This window comes from Sporosarcina sp. FSL W8-0480 (assembly GCF_037963765.1).
Lineage (GTDB): Bacteria > Bacillota > Bacilli > Bacillales_A > Planococcaceae > Sporosarcina.
This window is the reverse complement of sequence record NZ_CP150166.1, coordinates 721,781-735,573: the sequence shown is the minus strand read 5'-3', so window position 1 is coordinate 735,573 and position 13,793 is coordinate 721,781. Positions and strand designations below refer to the sequence as shown.

At 43.8% G+C, this 13,793-nt stretch carries 25 protein-coding genes; all 25 read right to left on the bottom strand.

The window, feature by feature from the left end:
* Positions 1-32: 32 nt before the first annotated feature.
* Complete coding sequence (locus tag NSQ43_RS03810) at positions 33-428, bottom strand: hypothetical protein (protein ID WP_339253150.1); 396 nt, start codon at positions 426-428, stop codon at positions 33-35.
* Complete coding sequence (locus NSQ43_RS03805) at positions 425-1,078, bottom strand: adenylate kinase (RefSeq protein ID WP_339253148.1); 654 nt, start codon at positions 1,076-1,078, stop codon at positions 425-427. Before NSQ43_RS03805 ends, NSQ43_RS03810 begins: the two co-directional genes overlap by 4 nt.
* 55 nt (positions 1,079-1,133) lie before the next feature.
* Entirely contained in the window at positions 1,134-2,426 is a 1,293-nt protein-coding gene (gene secY / locus NSQ43_RS03800) for a preprotein translocase subunit SecY (RefSeq protein WP_339253147.1), read from the bottom strand.
* Positions 2,426-2,866, bottom strand: coding sequence for a 50S ribosomal protein L15 (gene rplO, locus NSQ43_RS03795; RefSeq protein WP_339253145.1), 441 nt, complete (start codon positions 2,864-2,866; stop codon positions 2,426-2,428). Before rplO ends, secY begins: the two co-directional genes overlap by 1 nt.
* Before the next feature lie 33 nt (positions 2,867-2,899).
* Positions 2,900-3,082 (bottom strand): 50S ribosomal protein L30, encoded by a 183-nt coding sequence (gene rpmD, locus NSQ43_RS03790; RefSeq protein ID WP_060203446.1) that lies wholly within the window; start codon positions 3,080-3,082, stop codon positions 2,900-2,902.
* Positions 3,083-3,095: 13 nt separating this feature from the next.
* Complete coding sequence (gene rpsE / locus NSQ43_RS03785) at positions 3,096-3,596, bottom strand: 30S ribosomal protein S5 (protein ID WP_060203444.1); 501 nt, start codon at positions 3,594-3,596, stop codon at positions 3,096-3,098.
* A gap of 22 nt (positions 3,597-3,618) precedes the next feature.
* Positions 3,619-3,981: a 50S ribosomal protein L18 gene (gene rplR, locus NSQ43_RS03780; protein ID WP_339253142.1), complete on the bottom strand. Its 363-nt coding sequence runs from the start codon at positions 3,979-3,981 to the stop codon at positions 3,619-3,621.
* A gap of 34 nt (positions 3,982-4,015) precedes the next feature.
* The gene (gene rplF / locus NSQ43_RS03775; protein WP_339253141.1) at positions 4,016-4,555 is read right to left on the bottom strand and encodes a 50S ribosomal protein L6; all 540 of its coding nucleotides are present in this window, start codon (positions 4,553-4,555) and stop codon (positions 4,016-4,018) included.
* A 30-nt stretch (positions 4,556-4,585) separates the two neighbouring features.
* Entirely contained in the window at positions 4,586-4,984 is a 399-nt protein-coding gene (gene rpsH / locus NSQ43_RS03770; protein ID WP_339253139.1) for a 30S ribosomal protein S8, read from the bottom strand.
* 29 nt (positions 4,985-5,013) lie between these two features.
* Complete coding sequence (gene rpsN / locus NSQ43_RS03765; RefSeq protein WP_066366377.1) at positions 5,014-5,199, bottom strand: 30S ribosomal protein S14; 186 nt, start codon at positions 5,197-5,199, stop codon at positions 5,014-5,016.
* Between the two features lie 19 nt (positions 5,200-5,218).
* Complete coding sequence (rplE, locus tag NSQ43_RS03760) at positions 5,219-5,758, bottom strand: 50S ribosomal protein L5 (RefSeq protein ID WP_339253134.1); 540 nt, start codon at positions 5,756-5,758, stop codon at positions 5,219-5,221.
* Positions 5,759-5,784: 26 nt separating this feature from the next.
* A complete protein-coding gene (rplX, locus tag NSQ43_RS03755) occupies positions 5,785-6,096 on the bottom strand; it encodes a 50S ribosomal protein L24 (protein WP_339253133.1) in 312 nt (103 codons plus the stop codon).
* A 35-nt stretch (positions 6,097-6,131) separates the two neighbouring features.
* Positions 6,132-6,500 (bottom strand): 50S ribosomal protein L14, encoded by a 369-nt coding sequence (rplN, locus tag NSQ43_RS03750; RefSeq protein ID WP_239430258.1) that lies wholly within the window; start codon positions 6,498-6,500, stop codon positions 6,132-6,134.
* Between the two features lie 38 nt (positions 6,501-6,538).
* Positions 6,539-6,802: a 30S ribosomal protein S17 gene (gene rpsQ / locus NSQ43_RS03745; RefSeq protein ID WP_147057446.1), complete on the bottom strand. Its 264-nt coding sequence runs from the start codon at positions 6,800-6,802 to the stop codon at positions 6,539-6,541.
* Between the two features lie 17 nt (positions 6,803-6,819).
* Positions 6,820-7,020 (bottom strand): 50S ribosomal protein L29, encoded by a 201-nt coding sequence (gene rpmC / locus NSQ43_RS03740; protein WP_009499049.1) that lies wholly within the window; start codon positions 7,018-7,020, stop codon positions 6,820-6,822.
* Positions 7,010-7,444: a 50S ribosomal protein L16 gene (gene rplP, locus NSQ43_RS03735; protein WP_301242057.1), complete on the bottom strand. Its 435-nt coding sequence runs from the start codon at positions 7,442-7,444 to the stop codon at positions 7,010-7,012. Before rplP ends, rpmC begins: the two co-directional genes overlap by 11 nt.
* A 2-nt stretch (positions 7,445-7,446) precedes the next feature.
* Positions 7,447-8,103 carry a 30S ribosomal protein S3 gene (gene rpsC, locus NSQ43_RS03730; protein WP_283733648.1) on the bottom strand — a complete coding sequence of 219 codons (657 nt, stop codon included), beginning with the start codon at positions 8,101-8,103 and terminating at the stop codon, positions 7,447-7,449.
* A gap of 3 nt (positions 8,104-8,106) precedes the next feature.
* Positions 8,107-8,451, bottom strand: a complete 345-nt coding sequence (gene rplV / locus NSQ43_RS03725) for a 50S ribosomal protein L22 (RefSeq protein ID WP_339253124.1) — start codon at positions 8,449-8,451, stop codon at positions 8,107-8,109.
* Positions 8,452-8,470: 19 nt separating this feature from the next.
* Entirely contained in the window at positions 8,471-8,749 is a 279-nt protein-coding gene (rpsS, locus tag NSQ43_RS03720) for a 30S ribosomal protein S19 (protein WP_147057454.1), read from the bottom strand.
* A 63-nt stretch (positions 8,750-8,812) separates the two neighbouring features.
* Positions 8,813-9,643 carry a 50S ribosomal protein L2 gene (gene rplB, locus NSQ43_RS03715; protein WP_339253121.1) on the bottom strand — a complete coding sequence of 277 codons (831 nt, stop codon included), beginning with the start codon at positions 9,641-9,643 and terminating at the stop codon, positions 8,813-8,815.
* Between the two features lie 32 nt (positions 9,644-9,675).
* Complete coding sequence (gene rplW / locus NSQ43_RS03710) at positions 9,676-9,960, bottom strand: 50S ribosomal protein L23 (RefSeq protein WP_339253119.1); 285 nt, start codon at positions 9,958-9,960, stop codon at positions 9,676-9,678.
* Positions 9,960-10,583 carry a 50S ribosomal protein L4 gene (rplD, locus tag NSQ43_RS03705; RefSeq protein WP_339253117.1) on the bottom strand — a complete coding sequence of 208 codons (624 nt, stop codon included), beginning with the start codon at positions 10,581-10,583 and terminating at the stop codon, positions 9,960-9,962. Before rplD ends, rplW begins: the two co-directional genes overlap by 1 nt.
* 25 nt (positions 10,584-10,608) lie before the next feature.
* Positions 10,609-11,235 (bottom strand): 50S ribosomal protein L3, encoded by a 627-nt coding sequence (rplC, locus tag NSQ43_RS03700; protein WP_339253115.1) that lies wholly within the window; start codon positions 11,233-11,235, stop codon positions 10,609-10,611.
* 38 nt (positions 11,236-11,273) lie between these two features.
* The gene (rpsJ, locus tag NSQ43_RS03695; RefSeq protein ID WP_042478628.1) at positions 11,274-11,582 is read right to left on the bottom strand and encodes a 30S ribosomal protein S10; all 309 of its coding nucleotides are present in this window, start codon (positions 11,580-11,582) and stop codon (positions 11,274-11,276) included.
* A gap of 995 nt (positions 11,583-12,577) precedes the next feature.
* Positions 12,578-13,765, bottom strand: a complete 1,188-nt coding sequence (gene tuf / locus NSQ43_RS03690) for an elongation factor Tu (protein WP_339253111.1) — start codon at positions 13,763-13,765, stop codon at positions 12,578-12,580.
* Positions 13,766-13,793: the final 28 nt, after the last annotated feature.

Sequence of the window (13,793 nt, the reverse complement as noted above, 5' to 3'; positions counted from 1 at the left end):
TCCTGTCTCCCTTCTATATCCAATAAAGGTTTTCACCATCGAGCGGCAGTAGTCGCCTTCAAAGCTTCCTTCAACATATGTCCGGATTGCATGAGTGATGTTCGAAAGACGTCTGTCACACTTCGTTTCCCGTAAGTCAGTCCCCGACTTTTGTTGTGGAAAATCGTATTGGAATAGACACGAACGACAGGCCTGCCGTTGGTATATTCCATACTGGCTACACAGTTTCGGACATAAGATACATTATACCGACTGAAGTAGTCATATGCATTTCTGACGTCTCGAAACAGTGCCACTTGTGGATTATCACCAGTTCCTATACCGGGCACCATATGCTTTTGCAGCTCGTTAATTATACGCTCTTTCCGTGCAATAAGAGAAGCCTGCCCGCAATATGGCGTGCATGAATTGCGTCCGGAAAGGATCACTGGGCACTCTCTTGTAAGATTGCGTCCAGATCTTTGAAAACATCATTGATGTCTTTTTGTCCATCTATGTTCGTCAACACGCCTTTTGCATCGTAAAACGCTAAGAGCGGTGCTGTTTGATTCATATTTACTTCCAGACGGTTCGTGACAGTTTCCGGATTGTCATCCGCTCGCTGATAAAGTTCCCCGCCATCCTTATCACAGACACCTTCAACCTTTGGCGGGTTGAACTGCAAATGGTAGGATGTGCCGCATACTTTGCAAATTCTGCGACCGGTCAATCTTGCAATAAGTTCATCTTTTTCCACTTTAATGTTAAGAACATGTTCAATTTTCCTACCCATATCCAAAAGCAATGCATCAAGTGCTTCTGCTTGAGGAACCGTACGAGGAAAACCATCAAGTAGGAATCCGTTATCACAATCGGATTTGCTTAAACGTTCACGCACGATGCCAATTGTAACCTCATCGGGAACAAGTGCACCTTGATCCATGAACGATTTTGCTTTGACTCCAAGTTCCGTGCCTTCCGAAATCGCAGCACGGAACATATCGCCTGTAGAAATATGAGGGATTTCGTACTTTTCGACAATTTTATCTGCTTGTGTGCCTTTACCAGCACCCGGCAGACCCATTAATACGATATTCATACGTCTTGCCCTCCATCCTTACTCCTGATAGGGGTTCACCCACCTACAAGAAATATTATTTCATAAACCCTTTGTAATGCCTTTTCACAAGTTGTGATTCAAGTTGTTTCATCGTTTCAAGGGCAACCCCTACGACGATGAGCAAGCTTGTTCCTCCAATTTGAAGCGACTGTGGAAGATTCGCCAAATTGATGAAGAAAATTGGCATGATTGCAACGACAGCAAGGAAAATCGAGCCGACGAATGTCAATCTATACAAAGTGCTTGTTAAATAGTTTTGTGTGTTTTGTCCTGGACGAATGCCCGGGATATAGGCGCCCTGCTTTTTCAGATTCTCTGCCATATTCTCTGGATTCACCTGGATGAACGCATAGAAATATGTGAAAGCAAGGATCAATGCTACGTAAAGTATCATTCCAACAGGTTCGTTATAATCGAACGTTCTTGTAATGAATTTAGTTACACTGTTTTCGCCGAAGAATGTAGCAATTTGCTGAGGAGTGATGAAAAATGCCACAGCAAAGATTACCGGAATTACCCCTGCAGCATTCAATTTCAATGGCAAGTGTGTTTGTTGTCCAGCCGTTGTTTGACCACGGCCAGTCATACGTTTTGCATACTGAATTGGGATTTTACGGAGTGCTTCTTGTACATAAACAACTCCGACGATGACTGCAATAATGACAATCAACAACAATACCATCGTAGCAACTCGAAGGAACAAAGCGTCACCCGCGTCTTGAATTTGTGATGCATACAATTGGTTAACTGCATTAGGAATAGCTGAGACGATACCTGCGAAGATGATGATGGAAATACCATTTCCTACACCTTTTGCTGTGATCTGCTCACCAAGCCATAGCAAGAATGATGTACCGGCTGTCAAGACAATCGCAATTACCACGTAAGTGGAGAATCCTTCGTCTTTAATCAAAGTACCGCCAAACATTTGGTTAAACCCGAATGACATGGCAATCGCTTGGATAAACGCAAGGATAACTGTGAAGTATCTTGTAAATTGTGCAAGCTTCCGTCTTCCGACGTCCCCTTGCTTTGACCACTCAGTAAACTTCGGAACAACATCCATCTGCAATAATTGCACAATGATGGAAGCGGTGATGTATGGCATGATACCCATTGCAAAAATGGAGAACTGCTGTAATGCTCCACCGCCAAATGTGTTAAGTAATCCGATGAATTGGTTGTTTGTTTGTTGCAAAGCAGTTGCATCAACGTTCGGTACAGGAACGAAAGCTCCTAATCTGAATACGATGAGCACTAATAGTGTGAAAATGATTTTAGACCTAATATCTCTAACGCGCATAAAGTTGGAGATTGTCTGAAACATTAAATCACCTCAGCTTGCCCGCCCGCTTTCTCGATTGCTTCCTTAGCAGAAGCAGAGAATTTATGAGCTTTGACAGTAATCTTCTTCTCAAGAGTCCCATTTCCAAGAATCTTAATTCCTGATTTTTCATTGCTCACGATTCCAGTTTCAATTAGCAATTCAGGTGTAACTTCGGTACCTTCGTCAAAACGGCTAAGTACGTCCAAGTTCACGATTGCATATTCTTTACGATTGATGTTCGTAAATCCACGCTTCGGAAGTCGTTGGAAAAGTGGGATTTGACCACCTTCAAATCCAAGACGAACGCCACCGCCTGAACGAGCATTTTGTCCTTTATGACCTTTACCGGAAGTTTTACCTGTACCGGAACCGATTCCACGACCAATGCGTTTACGTGATTTACGTGCGCCTTCAGCTGGTTTCATATCGTGTAATTTCATCTTATCGGCACCTCCTTATTTCGAAAATGTGCATTATTGTTCTTTAACAGTGACTAAGTGGCTTACTTTGTTGATCATGCCACGAATCGCTACATTGTCTTGATGTTCAACCGTCTGATTCAACTTACGCAGACCGAGAGCCTCAACTGTTTTACGTTGTGCCGGCTTAGCGCCGATTACACTTTTCGTAAGGGTGATTTCAAGTTTGTTTGCCATTGTGTTTCCCCCCTTAACCTAACAGTTCTTCAACGGATTTGCCACGCAATTTTGCAACTTCTTCAGCGCGTTTCAAATTCTTCAACCCTTCAATTGTTGCACGTACCATGTTAATCGGTGTGCTTGATCCTAAGGATTTTGAAAGGATATCCGTGATTCCTGCAAGTTCAAGTACCGCACGTACTGGTCCACCAGCGATAACTCCTGTACCAGGTGCTGCTGGTTTGATGAGGATTTGACCTGCACCAAAACGTCCAATAATTTCGTGCGGAGTCGTTCCTTTAACCATTGGCACTTCGATCAAGTTTTTCTTCGCATCTTCAATAGCTTTACGGATTGCATCAGGAACTTCCTGTGCTTTCCCAGTTCCGAAGCCAACGCGACCGTTTTTATCGCCGACAACGACAAGAGCTGTAAAGCGGAAACGACGTCCACCTTTAACCACTTTCGCTACACGGTTGATCGTAACTACGCGTTCTTCAAATTCACTTCTATTCTGATCATTACGACGCATGAAATATGTCCCTCCTTCTTAATTAAAATTCCAGTCCATTTTCGCGTGCTGCGTCAGCAAGAGCTTTCACACGGCCATGGAATAGGTATCCGCCACGGTCGAAAACAACCGATTTGACATCTTTTTCAACGGCTTTCTTCGCGATCATCTCGCCGACTTTAGCTGCTGCTTCTGCATTCGCCTTAGAGTCCAATTCGAACCCTTTATCCATTGTGGAAGCACTAGCAATCGTAACGCCATTTAAATCGTCGATTAGTTGTGCATAGATATGTTTGTTTGAACGGTATACGTTCAAGCGTGGACGCGCTGGAGTTCCGCTAATTTTCGTACGCACACGTGCGTGACGCTTTTTACGGACAACGTTCTTATCTTGTTTCGTGATCATCGTGGTCACTCCTTCCGAATGCCTTTACGCGGCATTATTTACCTGTTTTTCCTTCTTTACGACGGATGATTTCGCCTTCATACTTAATACCTTTACCTTTATACGGCTCTGGTGGGCGTACTTGACGAATGTTCGACGCTAGGGCACCAACACGTTCTTTGTTGATTCCGCGAACGATGATTTTCGTGTTAGCTGGAACTTCAACTTCGATTCCTTCTTCCGGTGTGAATTCAACCGGGTGAGAGTAACCAACGTTCAATACCAGTTTTTTGCCTTGAAGTTGAGCACGGTACCCAACCCCAACTAATTCAAGTGTACGTTCGAATCCTTTAGAAACACCAGTTACCATGTTGTCCAATAGAGAACGTGTAGTTCCATGGATTGAACGGTGTTCTTTCGAATCAGTCGGACGAGTCAATGTGATGACATTGCCTTCTTGTTCGATTTTAATATCAGCATTAAATGTATTTGTAAGTTCGCCTTTAGGACCTTTAACAGTAACGTGGTTATTATCAGCGATAGTAACTGTTACGTTTTCAGGTACCTCGATTGGGCGTTTACCAATTCGGGACATCCTATTGCACCTCCATTCAATTGTTACAGATTACCAAACGTAAGCTACTACTTCTCCGCCTACTTGTTTTGCACGAGCTTCCTTATCAGTAAGTACGCCGTGTGATGTAGAGACGAGGGCGATACCAAGGCCATTCAAAACTTTAGGAACTTCGTTCGTTTTTGCATAAACGCGAAGACCAGGTTTTGAGATACGCTTAAGACCAGTGATAACACGCTCATTGTTTTGACCATATTTAAGGAAAATGCGGATAATTCCTTGTTTGCTATCTTCCACATATTCAACATCGCGAACGAAACCTTCACGCTTTAGGATTTCAGCGATTTCTTTTTTCATGTTTGAAGCAGGTACCTCAAGCTTCTCGTGGCGAACCATGTTCGCGTTACGGATGCGTGTAAGCATATCTGCAATCGGATCACTCATTGTCATTACATTAACCTCCTTCCCAAGTTAGGGGATTACCAGCTTGCTTTTTTAACGCCAGGAATTTGTCCCTTGTATGCGAGTTCTCGGAAACAAATACGGCAAAGTTTGAATTTGCGATATACGGAATGCGGACGCCCACAGCGCTCGCAACGTGTATACTCTTGAACTTTGAACTTTGGCGTACGTTTCTGTTTAACGATCATTGATTTCTTAGCCACGTTTTCGCCTCCCTTTAGTTTACTTTTGGAACGGCATGCCGAACTGCGTTAACAACTCACGTGCTTCTTCATCGGAGTTAGCAGTCGTAACGATGACGATATCCATTCCTCGTACTTTAGATACTTTATCGTAGTCAATTTCAGGGAAAATAATCTGTTCCTTCACACCTAATGTGTAGTTTCCGCGACCGTCGAATGCTTTCTTCGAAACACCTCGGAAGTCACGAACACGTGGAAGTGAAATTGAGATCAGCTTGTCCAGGAATTCATACATACGCTCACCACGTAGTGTTACTTTCGCTCCAATCGGCATTCCTTCACGAAGACGGAATCCAGCGATTGATTTCTTAGCTTTTGTAACAACTGGCTTTTGACCGGAAATAGTAGCAAGATCTTCTACTGCCGCATCAAGCGCTTTTGAGTTTTGAACAGCATCACCAACACCCATATTGATGACGATTTTTTCTACTTTTGGTACTTGCATAACTGAAGTATATTCAAACTTGCTCATAAGAGCAGGTGTGATTTCTTTTGAAAACTTTTCTTTTAATCGGCTCATCAGTTGGACCTCCTTTCATCCATTACTCATTTGTCCAGTGCTTCACCGGATTTTTTTGCAATACGAATCTTTTTGCCATCTTCGATTTTGTAACCTACGCGAGTTGGTTCGCCTGTTTTAGGATCGATTGGCATGACGTTGGATACATGGATCGCTGCTTCTTGGCTGATAATTCCGCCTTGAGGATTGACTTGGTTCGGTTTCGTATGTTTCTTTACGATGTTAACACCTTCCACAAGCACACGATCCTTCTTAGGGAAAGCAGCTAAGATAACGCCGGTCTTACCTTTGTCTTTACCGGTGATGACCATAACTTTATCGCCTTTTTTAACGTGCATTTTATCGCACCTCCTTGATTGGCACTGTCATGTGATTAAAGAACTTCTGGAGCAAGTGAAATGATTTTCATGAAGTTGTTGTCGCGCAATTCGCGTGCAACAGGTCCGAAAATACGAGTTCCACGTGGGCTCTTGTCATCACGGATGATAACACAAGCGTTTTCGTCGAACGTGATGTAGGAGCCATCTTTACGGCGCACTCCGCTCTTCGTACGAACGATAACAGCCTTAACGACGTCACCTTTCTTGACAACGCCACCAGGTGTTGCTTTTTTCACTGTTACAACAACTACATCACCGATATTCGCAGTTTTACGACCAGTTCCACCAAGTACTTTAATTGTTAGAACTTCACGTGCACCTGAATTATCGGCAACTTTCATACGGCTTTCTTGTTGAATCATTGAGGCTACCTCCTCTCGGAATTAGTTTCCGAACGATATTAGATGATGACCGCTTTTTCGACTACTTCGATGAGGCGGAAACGCTTTGTAGCTGATAGTGGACGAGTTTCCATAATACGTACTACATCGCCGATTTTTGCTTCATTTAGTTCGTCATGGGCCTTGAATTTTTTAGAATACTTTACACGTTTGCCGTATAAAGAGTGCTTTTTATGTGTCTCTACCATTACGGTAACCGTTTTATCCATTTTGTCGGATACAACACGGCCTGTATATACTTTGCGCTGGTTACGCTCAGTCATGGCTGCAACCTCCTTCATCAGTTATTTGCACTGATCTCTCTTTGACGTATTACAGTTTTCATGCGCGCAATCGATTTGCGAACTTCACGGATGCGTGCAGTGTTTTCTAATTGTCCTGTCGCTAATTGGAAGCGAAGGTTGAAAAGCTCTTCTTTCAGTGATTTCACTTTTTGCTCGATTTCTGCAGTTGTTAAGTCACGGATTTCTTTAGCTTTCATTAGACTCACCACCAATTTCTTCACGTTTTACAAACTTGCTCTTTACAGGCAGTTTGTGAGATGCGAGGCGAAGTGCTTCACGTGCAACTTCTTCTGACACACCTGCGATTTCAAACATTACACGACCTGGTTTTACTACTGCTACCCAGCCTTCTACAGCACCTTTACCGGAACCCATCCGGACTTCAAGAGGCTTTTTCGTATAAGGTTTATGTGGGAAGATGTTGATCCAAACTTTACCGCCACGTTTCATGTAACGTGTCATTGCGATACGAGCGGATTCGATTTGGCGGTTAGTGATCCAACCTGATTCAGTTGCTTGTAAACCGAATTGACCAAATTGTACAGATGCTCCGCCTTTTGTAGTTCCGCGCATTTTACCACGGAATACACGACGATATTTAACGCGTTTAGGCATTAACATAATTAGTTGCCTCCTTCCTCAGAGTTCTTCTTCACTGGAAGGACTTCTCCCCGGTAAATCCATACTTTAACGCCAAGCTTACCATATGTTGTGTCAGCTTCTGCGTGTGCATAGTCGATGTCTGCACGTAATGTATGAAGAGGTACAGTACCTTCACTATAGTGTTCCGCACGAGCGATGTCAGCACCGCCAAGACGTCCGGATACTTGTGTTTTGATTCCTTTTGCACCAGAACGAATAGTGCGTTGAATTGCTTGTTTTTGTGCACGACGGAAAGATACACGGCTTTCAAGTTGACGTGCGATTGATTCTGCAACCAATTTCGCGTCAAGATCTGCACGCTTGATTTCCACGATGTTGATGTGTACACGCTTGCCAGTAATATCGTTAAGAGATTTACGAAGTGCTTCGACTTCAGAACCGCCTTTACCGATAACCATACCAGGCTTCGCAGTGTGAATTGTAATGTTTACACGCTTTGCAGCACGCTCGATTTCCACTTTGGAAACTGCTGCGTCTACTAGTCGTTTTTCGACGAATTCACGGATTTTCAAGTCTTCGTGTAAAAGATTCGCATAGTCTTTTTCTGCATACCATTTCGAATCCCAGTCACGGATGATTCCAACCCGCAAACCATTAGGATGTACTTTTTGACCCACGAATTACCCCTCCTTCTTTTCGGATACCACTACAGTGATGTGGCTAGTACGTTTGTTGATCGCACTTGCACGACCTTGTGCACGTGGACGGAAACGTTTCATTGTTGGACCTTCATCTACGAATACTTCGCTAACGACAAGGTTCTCAACATCCAATTCATAGTTGTGTTCAGCGTTTGCAATTGCTGATTTCAAAACTTTTTCTACAACCGGAGATGCCGCTTTTGGCGTCAGGCGTAGAATCGCGACAGCTTCACCGATTTTCTTGCCCCGGATAAGATCAACGACCAAACGGACTTTGCGAGGAGCAATACGGACTGTGCGGGCAGTAGCTTTTGCTTGTTGCATCAGAATAACCTCCTCTCAATTAGCGTCTTGTTTTCTTATCGTCAGCGCCATGACCTTTGTATGTGCGCGTAGGTACGAACTCACCAAGTTTGTGACCAACCATATCTTCAGTCACGTAAACCGGTACGTGTTTGCGTCCGTCGTATACAGCAATCGTCAAACCGATGAATGACGGGAAGATTGTAGAACGGCGAGACCAAGTTTTAATGACCTGCTTTTTTTGTGCATCTTTTTGAGCGTCGACCTTTTTCAAAAGATGATCATCTGCGAAAGGTCCTTTTTTCAAGCTGCGGCCCATGTCGGATCCTCCTTCCGTGATGACTGTTCTACGGTCCATTCATTGAACCGCAGTGTCATCACATTATTTTTTACGGCGACGAACGATAAGTTTGTCGGATTTGTTGTTTTTCTTACGAGTTTTGTAACCAAGAGCTGGTTTACCCCAAGGTGTAACTGGGCTCGGACGACCGATTGGTGTACGTCCTTCACCACCACCGTGTGGGTGATCGTTAGGGTTCATTACAGATCCACGTACTGTAGGACGTTTGCCCAACCAGCGTGAACGACCTGCTTTACCGATGTTGATCAATTCGTGTTGCTCGTTACCAACTTGACCGATAGTAGCGCGGCAAGTAGAAAGGATCATGCGAACTTCGCCAGATTGTAGACGGATGATGACATATTTGCCTTCACGTCCAAGTAGTTGTGCAGATGTACCTGCAGAACGTACTAATTGGCCGCCTTTACCAGGTTTCAATTCGATGTTATGGATAGTTGAACCCATAGGGATATTTTCAAGTGGAAGTGAGTTTCCTACTTTGATATCCGCTTCTGGACCTGACATTACTGTCATTCCAACTTCCAAACCTTTTGGAGCAAGGATATAACGTTTTTCCCCATCAGCATAGTTGATTAGGGCAATGTTAGCAGAACGGTTTGGATCGTATTCGATCGTAGCAACGCGTCCTGGAATGCCATCTTTCCGACGTTGGAAGTCGATGACACGGTATTGGCGCTTGTGGCCTCCACCTTGGTGACGAACAGTAGTCCTACCTTGGTTGTTACGTCCGCCTTTACGCTTAAGTGGTTCAAGCAATGATTTTTCCGGCTTATCTGTTGTAATAGCAGAGAAGTCTGAAGAAGTCATGTTACGACGTCCGTTGGAGGTAGGTTTATATTTCTTAATCGCCATTTGTGTTCCCTCCTTCGTTATTTATGAATAAATTAGATCTCGAATAGTTCGATGTCTTTTGAGTCTGCAGTCAATGTAACAATCGCTTTACGGCGTTTGTTAGTGTAGCCTGCGTGTTTGCCCATACGCTTGAACTTACCTTTGTAGTTCTGAACGTTGACTTTTTCCACTTTTACTCCGAAGATTTCTTCGACAGCTTGCTTCACATGTGTTTTGTTAGCGCGAGTGTCAACTTCGAAAGTGTACTTTTTGTATTCCATTTGTTCTGAAGAACGCTCGGTAATGACCGGACGTTTTAGTACATCACGTGCTTCCATTAACCAAGCACCTCCTCAATTTTTTGAACTGCATCTTTAGTGATGACAAGTTGGTCATGACCAACAAGATCAAGAACGTTGATGCCGTTAGCTGTAACAACGCTAATTCCAGGGATGTTACGAGCAGACAATGCTACTGCTTCATCAAGGTCAGCTGTTACGAACAATGCTTTTTTCTCGATTGAAAGGTCTTTAAGAACTTTCGTGAATTCTTTTGTCTTCGGTGCATCGAATGATAGGCCATCCAATACGATGATTTCTTCATCGCGAACTTTCGTAGAAAGTGCAGATAGAAGTGCCAAACGACGGACTTTCTTATTAAGCTTGTAGCTATAGCTTCTTTGAGATGGTCCAAATACGATACCGCCTCCACGCCATTGTGGTGAACGGATTGAACCTTGACGTGCACGACCTGTTCCTTTTTGGCGCCATGGTTTACGGCCACCGCCAGCAACTTCCGCGCGAGTTTTAACTTTATGGTTACCTTGACGCAACGACGCACGTTGTTGAACCAAAGCTTCGAATAGGACTGCTTCATTTGGTTCGATTCCGAAGATCGCTTCGTTCAATTCGATTTCGCCAACTGAAGATCCTGTTTGACTTAGTACGGATACTTTAGGCATTTTTGTTTCCTCCTTCCTTTAAGAATTACTTCCCTTTGATTGCACTTTTCACTGTTACAAGTGATTTGCGCGCTCCTGGAATGTTACCTTTTACTAACAACAAGTTACGCTCAGCGTCAACTCGTACGATTTCAAGGTTTTGAATCGTTACAGTGTCTCCACCAGTACGTCCTGGCAATTTCTTACCTTTGAATACACGTTGTCCGTCAACCGCACCTAATGAACCTGGTGCACGGTGGAAACGAGAACCGTGACTCATTGGTCCGCGTGAGTAACCATGGCGCTTAATAACACCTTGGAACCCTTTACCTTTTGATACTCCTGTAATGTCGACGATATCGCCTTCCGCGAATGTATCGACTTTGACTTCCTGACCAACTTCATACCCAGCAACGTCTCCGCGGAATTCGCGAATGAAGCGCTTAGGTGCCGTTTCAGCTTTTGCAACGTGTCCCTTTTCAGGTTTGTTTGCAAGCTTTTCACGTTTGTCGTCGAATCCAAGCTGGATTGCTTCGTAGCCGTCATTTTCAGTAGTTTTCTTTTGAAGAACTACGTTTGGAGCAGCTTCGATCACAGTTACTGGAATTAAATCGCCGTTTTCAGCAAAGATTTGCGTCATACCGACTTTTCTCCCTAAGATTCCTTTGGTCATTTGTCACACCTCCTGAATTAATAGTTTTATTTTATAGATTAAAGTTTGATTTCAATGTCAACGCCAGATGGTAAATCAAGTTTCATCAACGCATCGACAGTTTGTGGTGTCGGATTGACGATATCGATTAGACGTTTATGCGTACGCATTTCGAACTGCTCGCGCGAATCTTTGTACTTATGTACCGCACGAAGGATCGTGTAAACAGATCTTTCAGTCGGAAGAGGTATCGGACCCGATACGCTTGCACCCGAACGTTTTGCTGTTTCTACAATCTTTTCAGCTGATTGATCAAGAATTCTGTGATCATATGCTTTTAAACGAATACGAATCTTCTGTTTTGCCATTATTTTCCCTCCTTTTCGCCTATTTTCTAGACATTCTCCACGGAAATTTCCCACACACATGCCATGGCAAAGCGGCCGGGTGTGTCGGCAACCTCCCGCTTCATCGCAGTCAAAGACCAACATTCAACATTATACACAATGAAAAAGAATCCCGCAACCCTTTTCGCGAAATTCTTTTAGTCGGCTTTATTATTATAATTGGATGTTAGCTATATTTCAACTATTAGCGAGAAAAAAGTTGAGGAAACATGAATAAATAAATATAGCGACGATTTAGAAGAGTTTAGTGTTTCAGCGTTTTGGAGAATTGTGATGAAGTCGGTGTTTCATAGGTGAGTCTTAATGATTTAATGAGAAGGTTTGGTGAGTTAATGAGAAGTCTTTGCGCTTTATTGAGAACTTATGGGGAGGTATTGAGAACTCTTTGCGCTTTAATGAGAACTCAGGGCGAGGTAACGAGAACTCTTTATGCTTTAATGAGAACTCAGGGCGAGGTAACGAGAACTCTTTGCGCTTTACTGAGAACTCAGGGCGAGGTAACGAGAACTCTTTCCGCTTTAATGAGAACTCAGGGCGAGGTAACGAGTACTCTTTGCGCTTTATTGAGAACTCAGGGCGAGGTAACGAGTACTCTTTGCGCTTTAATGAGAACTCAGGGCGAGGTAACGAGAACTCTTTCCGCTTTAATGAGAACTTATTCAAAAGAATGGACCTAAAACGGGAAAGAATGGGCCCTTCTTCAAAAGAATGGACCTAAAGCGGGAAAGAATGGGCCCTTATTCAAAAGAATGGACCTAAAACGAGAAAGAATGGGCTCTTATTCAAAAGAATGGACCTTGAACGGGAAAGAATGGGCCCTTGTCCAATAGAAGAGGTTTCCCCATCCCGCGGAAGTAATCCATGGAGTTAGTTGCATTACCATCGCGCCAAATGCCTTTACACTTCAGTGCATTATAAGAAAAAACCCCCGCACGAGTGCGGGGGTTTAAAGGTTATTATTTTACGATTGTTGCTACAACGCCAGCGCCTACTGTACGGCCACCTTCACGGATTGAGAATTTAGTACCTTCTTCAATCGCGATTGGAGCGATCAGTTCAACAGTCATTTCAACGTTGTCGCCAGGCATAACCATTTCTACTCCTTCAGGAAGAGAGATGATTCCTGTTACGTCAGTTGTACGGAAGTAGAACTGTGGGCGGTAGTTAGAGAAGAATGGAGTATGACGTCCACCCTCTTCTTTTGAAAGAACATAAACTTCTGATTTGAAGCTTGTGTGTGGTGTGATTGTACCTGGTTTAGCAAGTACTTGACCACGCTCGATGTCTTCACGGGAAACCCCACGAAGAAGTGCACCGATGTTGTCTCCAGCTTCTGCATAGTCAAGAAGCTTACGGAACATTTCTACACCTGTAACAGTTGTAGATTTTGGTTCTTCAGTCAAACCGATGATGTCAACAACGTCACCGACTTTAACTTGACCACGCTCAACGCGTCCTGTAGCAACTGTTCCACGACCAGTAATTGAGAATACGTCCTCAACTGGCATCATGAATGGTTTATCAGTATCACGTGGTGGTGTTGGGATGTACTCATCAACAGCGTTCATAAGCTCAACGATTTTCTCTTCCCACTCAGCTTCACCTTCAAGTGCTTTAAGAGCAGATCCTTTGATGACAGGAATGTCGTCGCCAGGGAAGTCGTACTCAGAAAGAAGGTCACGGATTTCCATTTCAACAAGCTCAAGAAGCTCTTCGTCGTCAACCATGTCACATTTGTTCATGAATACAACTAGGTAAGGAACACCTACTTGACGTGAAAGAAGAATGTGCTCACGAGTTTGTGGCATTGGGCCGTCAGCTGCAGATACAACTAGGATACCGCCGTCCATTTGAGCAGCACCAGTGATCATGTTTTTAACGTAGTCAGCGTGACCTGGGCAGTCAACGTGTGCGTAGTGACGTTTGTCAGTTTCGTACTCGATGTGTGAAGTATTGATCGTGATTCCACGCTCTTTTTCTTCTGGAGCGTTATCTACGTCAGCGTAAGATTTCGCTTCCCCACCCATTCTCTTTGAAAGAACTGTTGCGATTGCAGCAGTCAAAGTTGTTTTACCATGGTCAACGTGACCGATTGTACCAACGTTAGCGTGCTCCTTGGAGCGATCGAATTTTGCTTTTGCCATTTTGGAATTCCTCCTTAAAATATGAATG

What these genes read in the sequence shown, in the direction of transcription:
- NSQ43_RS03805 (WP_339253148.1), bottom strand. Translation starts at nt 1,078, where the DNA reads ATGAATATCGTATTAATGGGTCTGCCGGGTGCTGGTAAAGGCACACAA.
- secY (WP_339253147.1), bottom strand. Translation starts at nt 2,426, where the DNA reads ATGTTTCAGACAATCTCCAACTTTATGCGCGTTAGAGATATTAGGTCT.
- rplO (WP_339253145.1), bottom strand. Translation starts at nt 2,866, where the DNA reads ATGAAATTACACGATATGAAACCAGCTGAAGGCGCACGTAAATCACGT.
- rpmD (WP_060203446.1), bottom strand. Translation starts at nt 3,082, where the DNA reads ATGGCAAACAAACTTGAAATCACCCTTACGAAAAGTGTAATCGGCGCT.
- rpsE (WP_060203444.1), bottom strand. Translation starts at nt 3,596, where the DNA reads ATGCGTCGTAATGATCAGAATAGAAGTGAATTTGAAGAACGCGTAGTT.
- rplR (WP_339253142.1), bottom strand. Translation starts at nt 3,981, where the DNA reads ATGATCACGAAACAAGATAAGAACGTTGTCCGTAAAAAGCGTCACGCA.
- rplF (WP_339253141.1), bottom strand. Translation starts at nt 4,555, where the DNA reads ATGTCCCGAATTGGTAAACGCCCAATCGAGGTACCTGAAAACGTAACA.
- rpsH (WP_339253139.1), bottom strand. Translation starts at nt 4,984, where the DNA reads ATGACAATGAGTGATCCGATTGCAGATATGCTTACACGCATCCGTAAC.
- rplE (WP_339253134.1), bottom strand. Translation starts at nt 5,758, where the DNA reads ATGAGCCGATTAAAAGAAAAGTTTTCAAAAGAAATCACACCTGCTCTT.
- rplX (WP_339253133.1), bottom strand. Translation starts at nt 6,096, where the DNA reads ATGCACGTTAAAAAAGGCGATAAAGTTATGGTCATCACCGGTAAAGAC.
- rplN (WP_239430258.1), bottom strand. Translation starts at nt 6,500, where the DNA reads ATGATTCAACAAGAAAGCCGTATGAAAGTTGCCGATAATTCAGGTGCA.
- rpsQ (WP_147057446.1), bottom strand. Translation starts at nt 6,802, where the DNA reads ATGACTGAGCGTAACCAGCGCAAAGTATATACAGGCCGTGTTGTATCC.
- rpmC (WP_009499049.1), bottom strand. Translation starts at nt 7,020, where the DNA reads ATGAAAGCTAAAGAAATCCGTGACTTAACAACTGCAGAAATCGAGCAA.
- rplP (WP_301242057.1), bottom strand. Translation starts at nt 7,444, where the DNA reads ATGTTAATGCCTAAACGCGTTAAATATCGTCGTGTATTCCGTGGTAAA.
- rplV (WP_339253124.1), bottom strand. Translation starts at nt 8,451, where the DNA reads ATGCAACAAGCAAAAGCTACTGCCCGCACAGTCCGTATTGCTCCTCGC.
- rpsS (WP_147057454.1), bottom strand. Translation starts at nt 8,749, where the DNA reads ATGGGCCGCAGCTTGAAAAAAGGACCTTTCGCAGATGATCATCTTTTG.
- rplB (WP_339253121.1), bottom strand. Translation starts at nt 9,643, where the DNA reads ATGGCGATTAAGAAATATAAACCTACCTCCAACGGACGTCGTAACATG.
- rplW (WP_339253119.1), bottom strand. Translation starts at nt 9,960, where the DNA reads ATGGAAGCACGTGATGTACTAAAACGTCCGGTCATTACCGAGCGTTCT.
- rplD (WP_339253117.1), bottom strand. Translation starts at nt 10,583, where the DNA reads ATGCCTAAAGTATCCGTACTAAGTCAAACAGGATCTTCAGTTGGCGAA.
- rplC (WP_339253115.1), bottom strand. Translation starts at nt 11,235, where the DNA reads ATGACCAAAGGAATCTTAGGGAGAAAAGTCGGTATGACGCAAATCTTT.
- rpsJ (WP_042478628.1), bottom strand. Translation starts at nt 11,582, where the DNA reads ATGGCAAAACAGAAGATTCGTATTCGTTTAAAAGCATATGATCACAGA.
- tuf (WP_339253111.1), bottom strand. Translation starts at nt 13,765, where the DNA reads ATGGCAAAAGCAAAATTCGATCGCTCCAAGGAGCACGCTAACGTTGGT.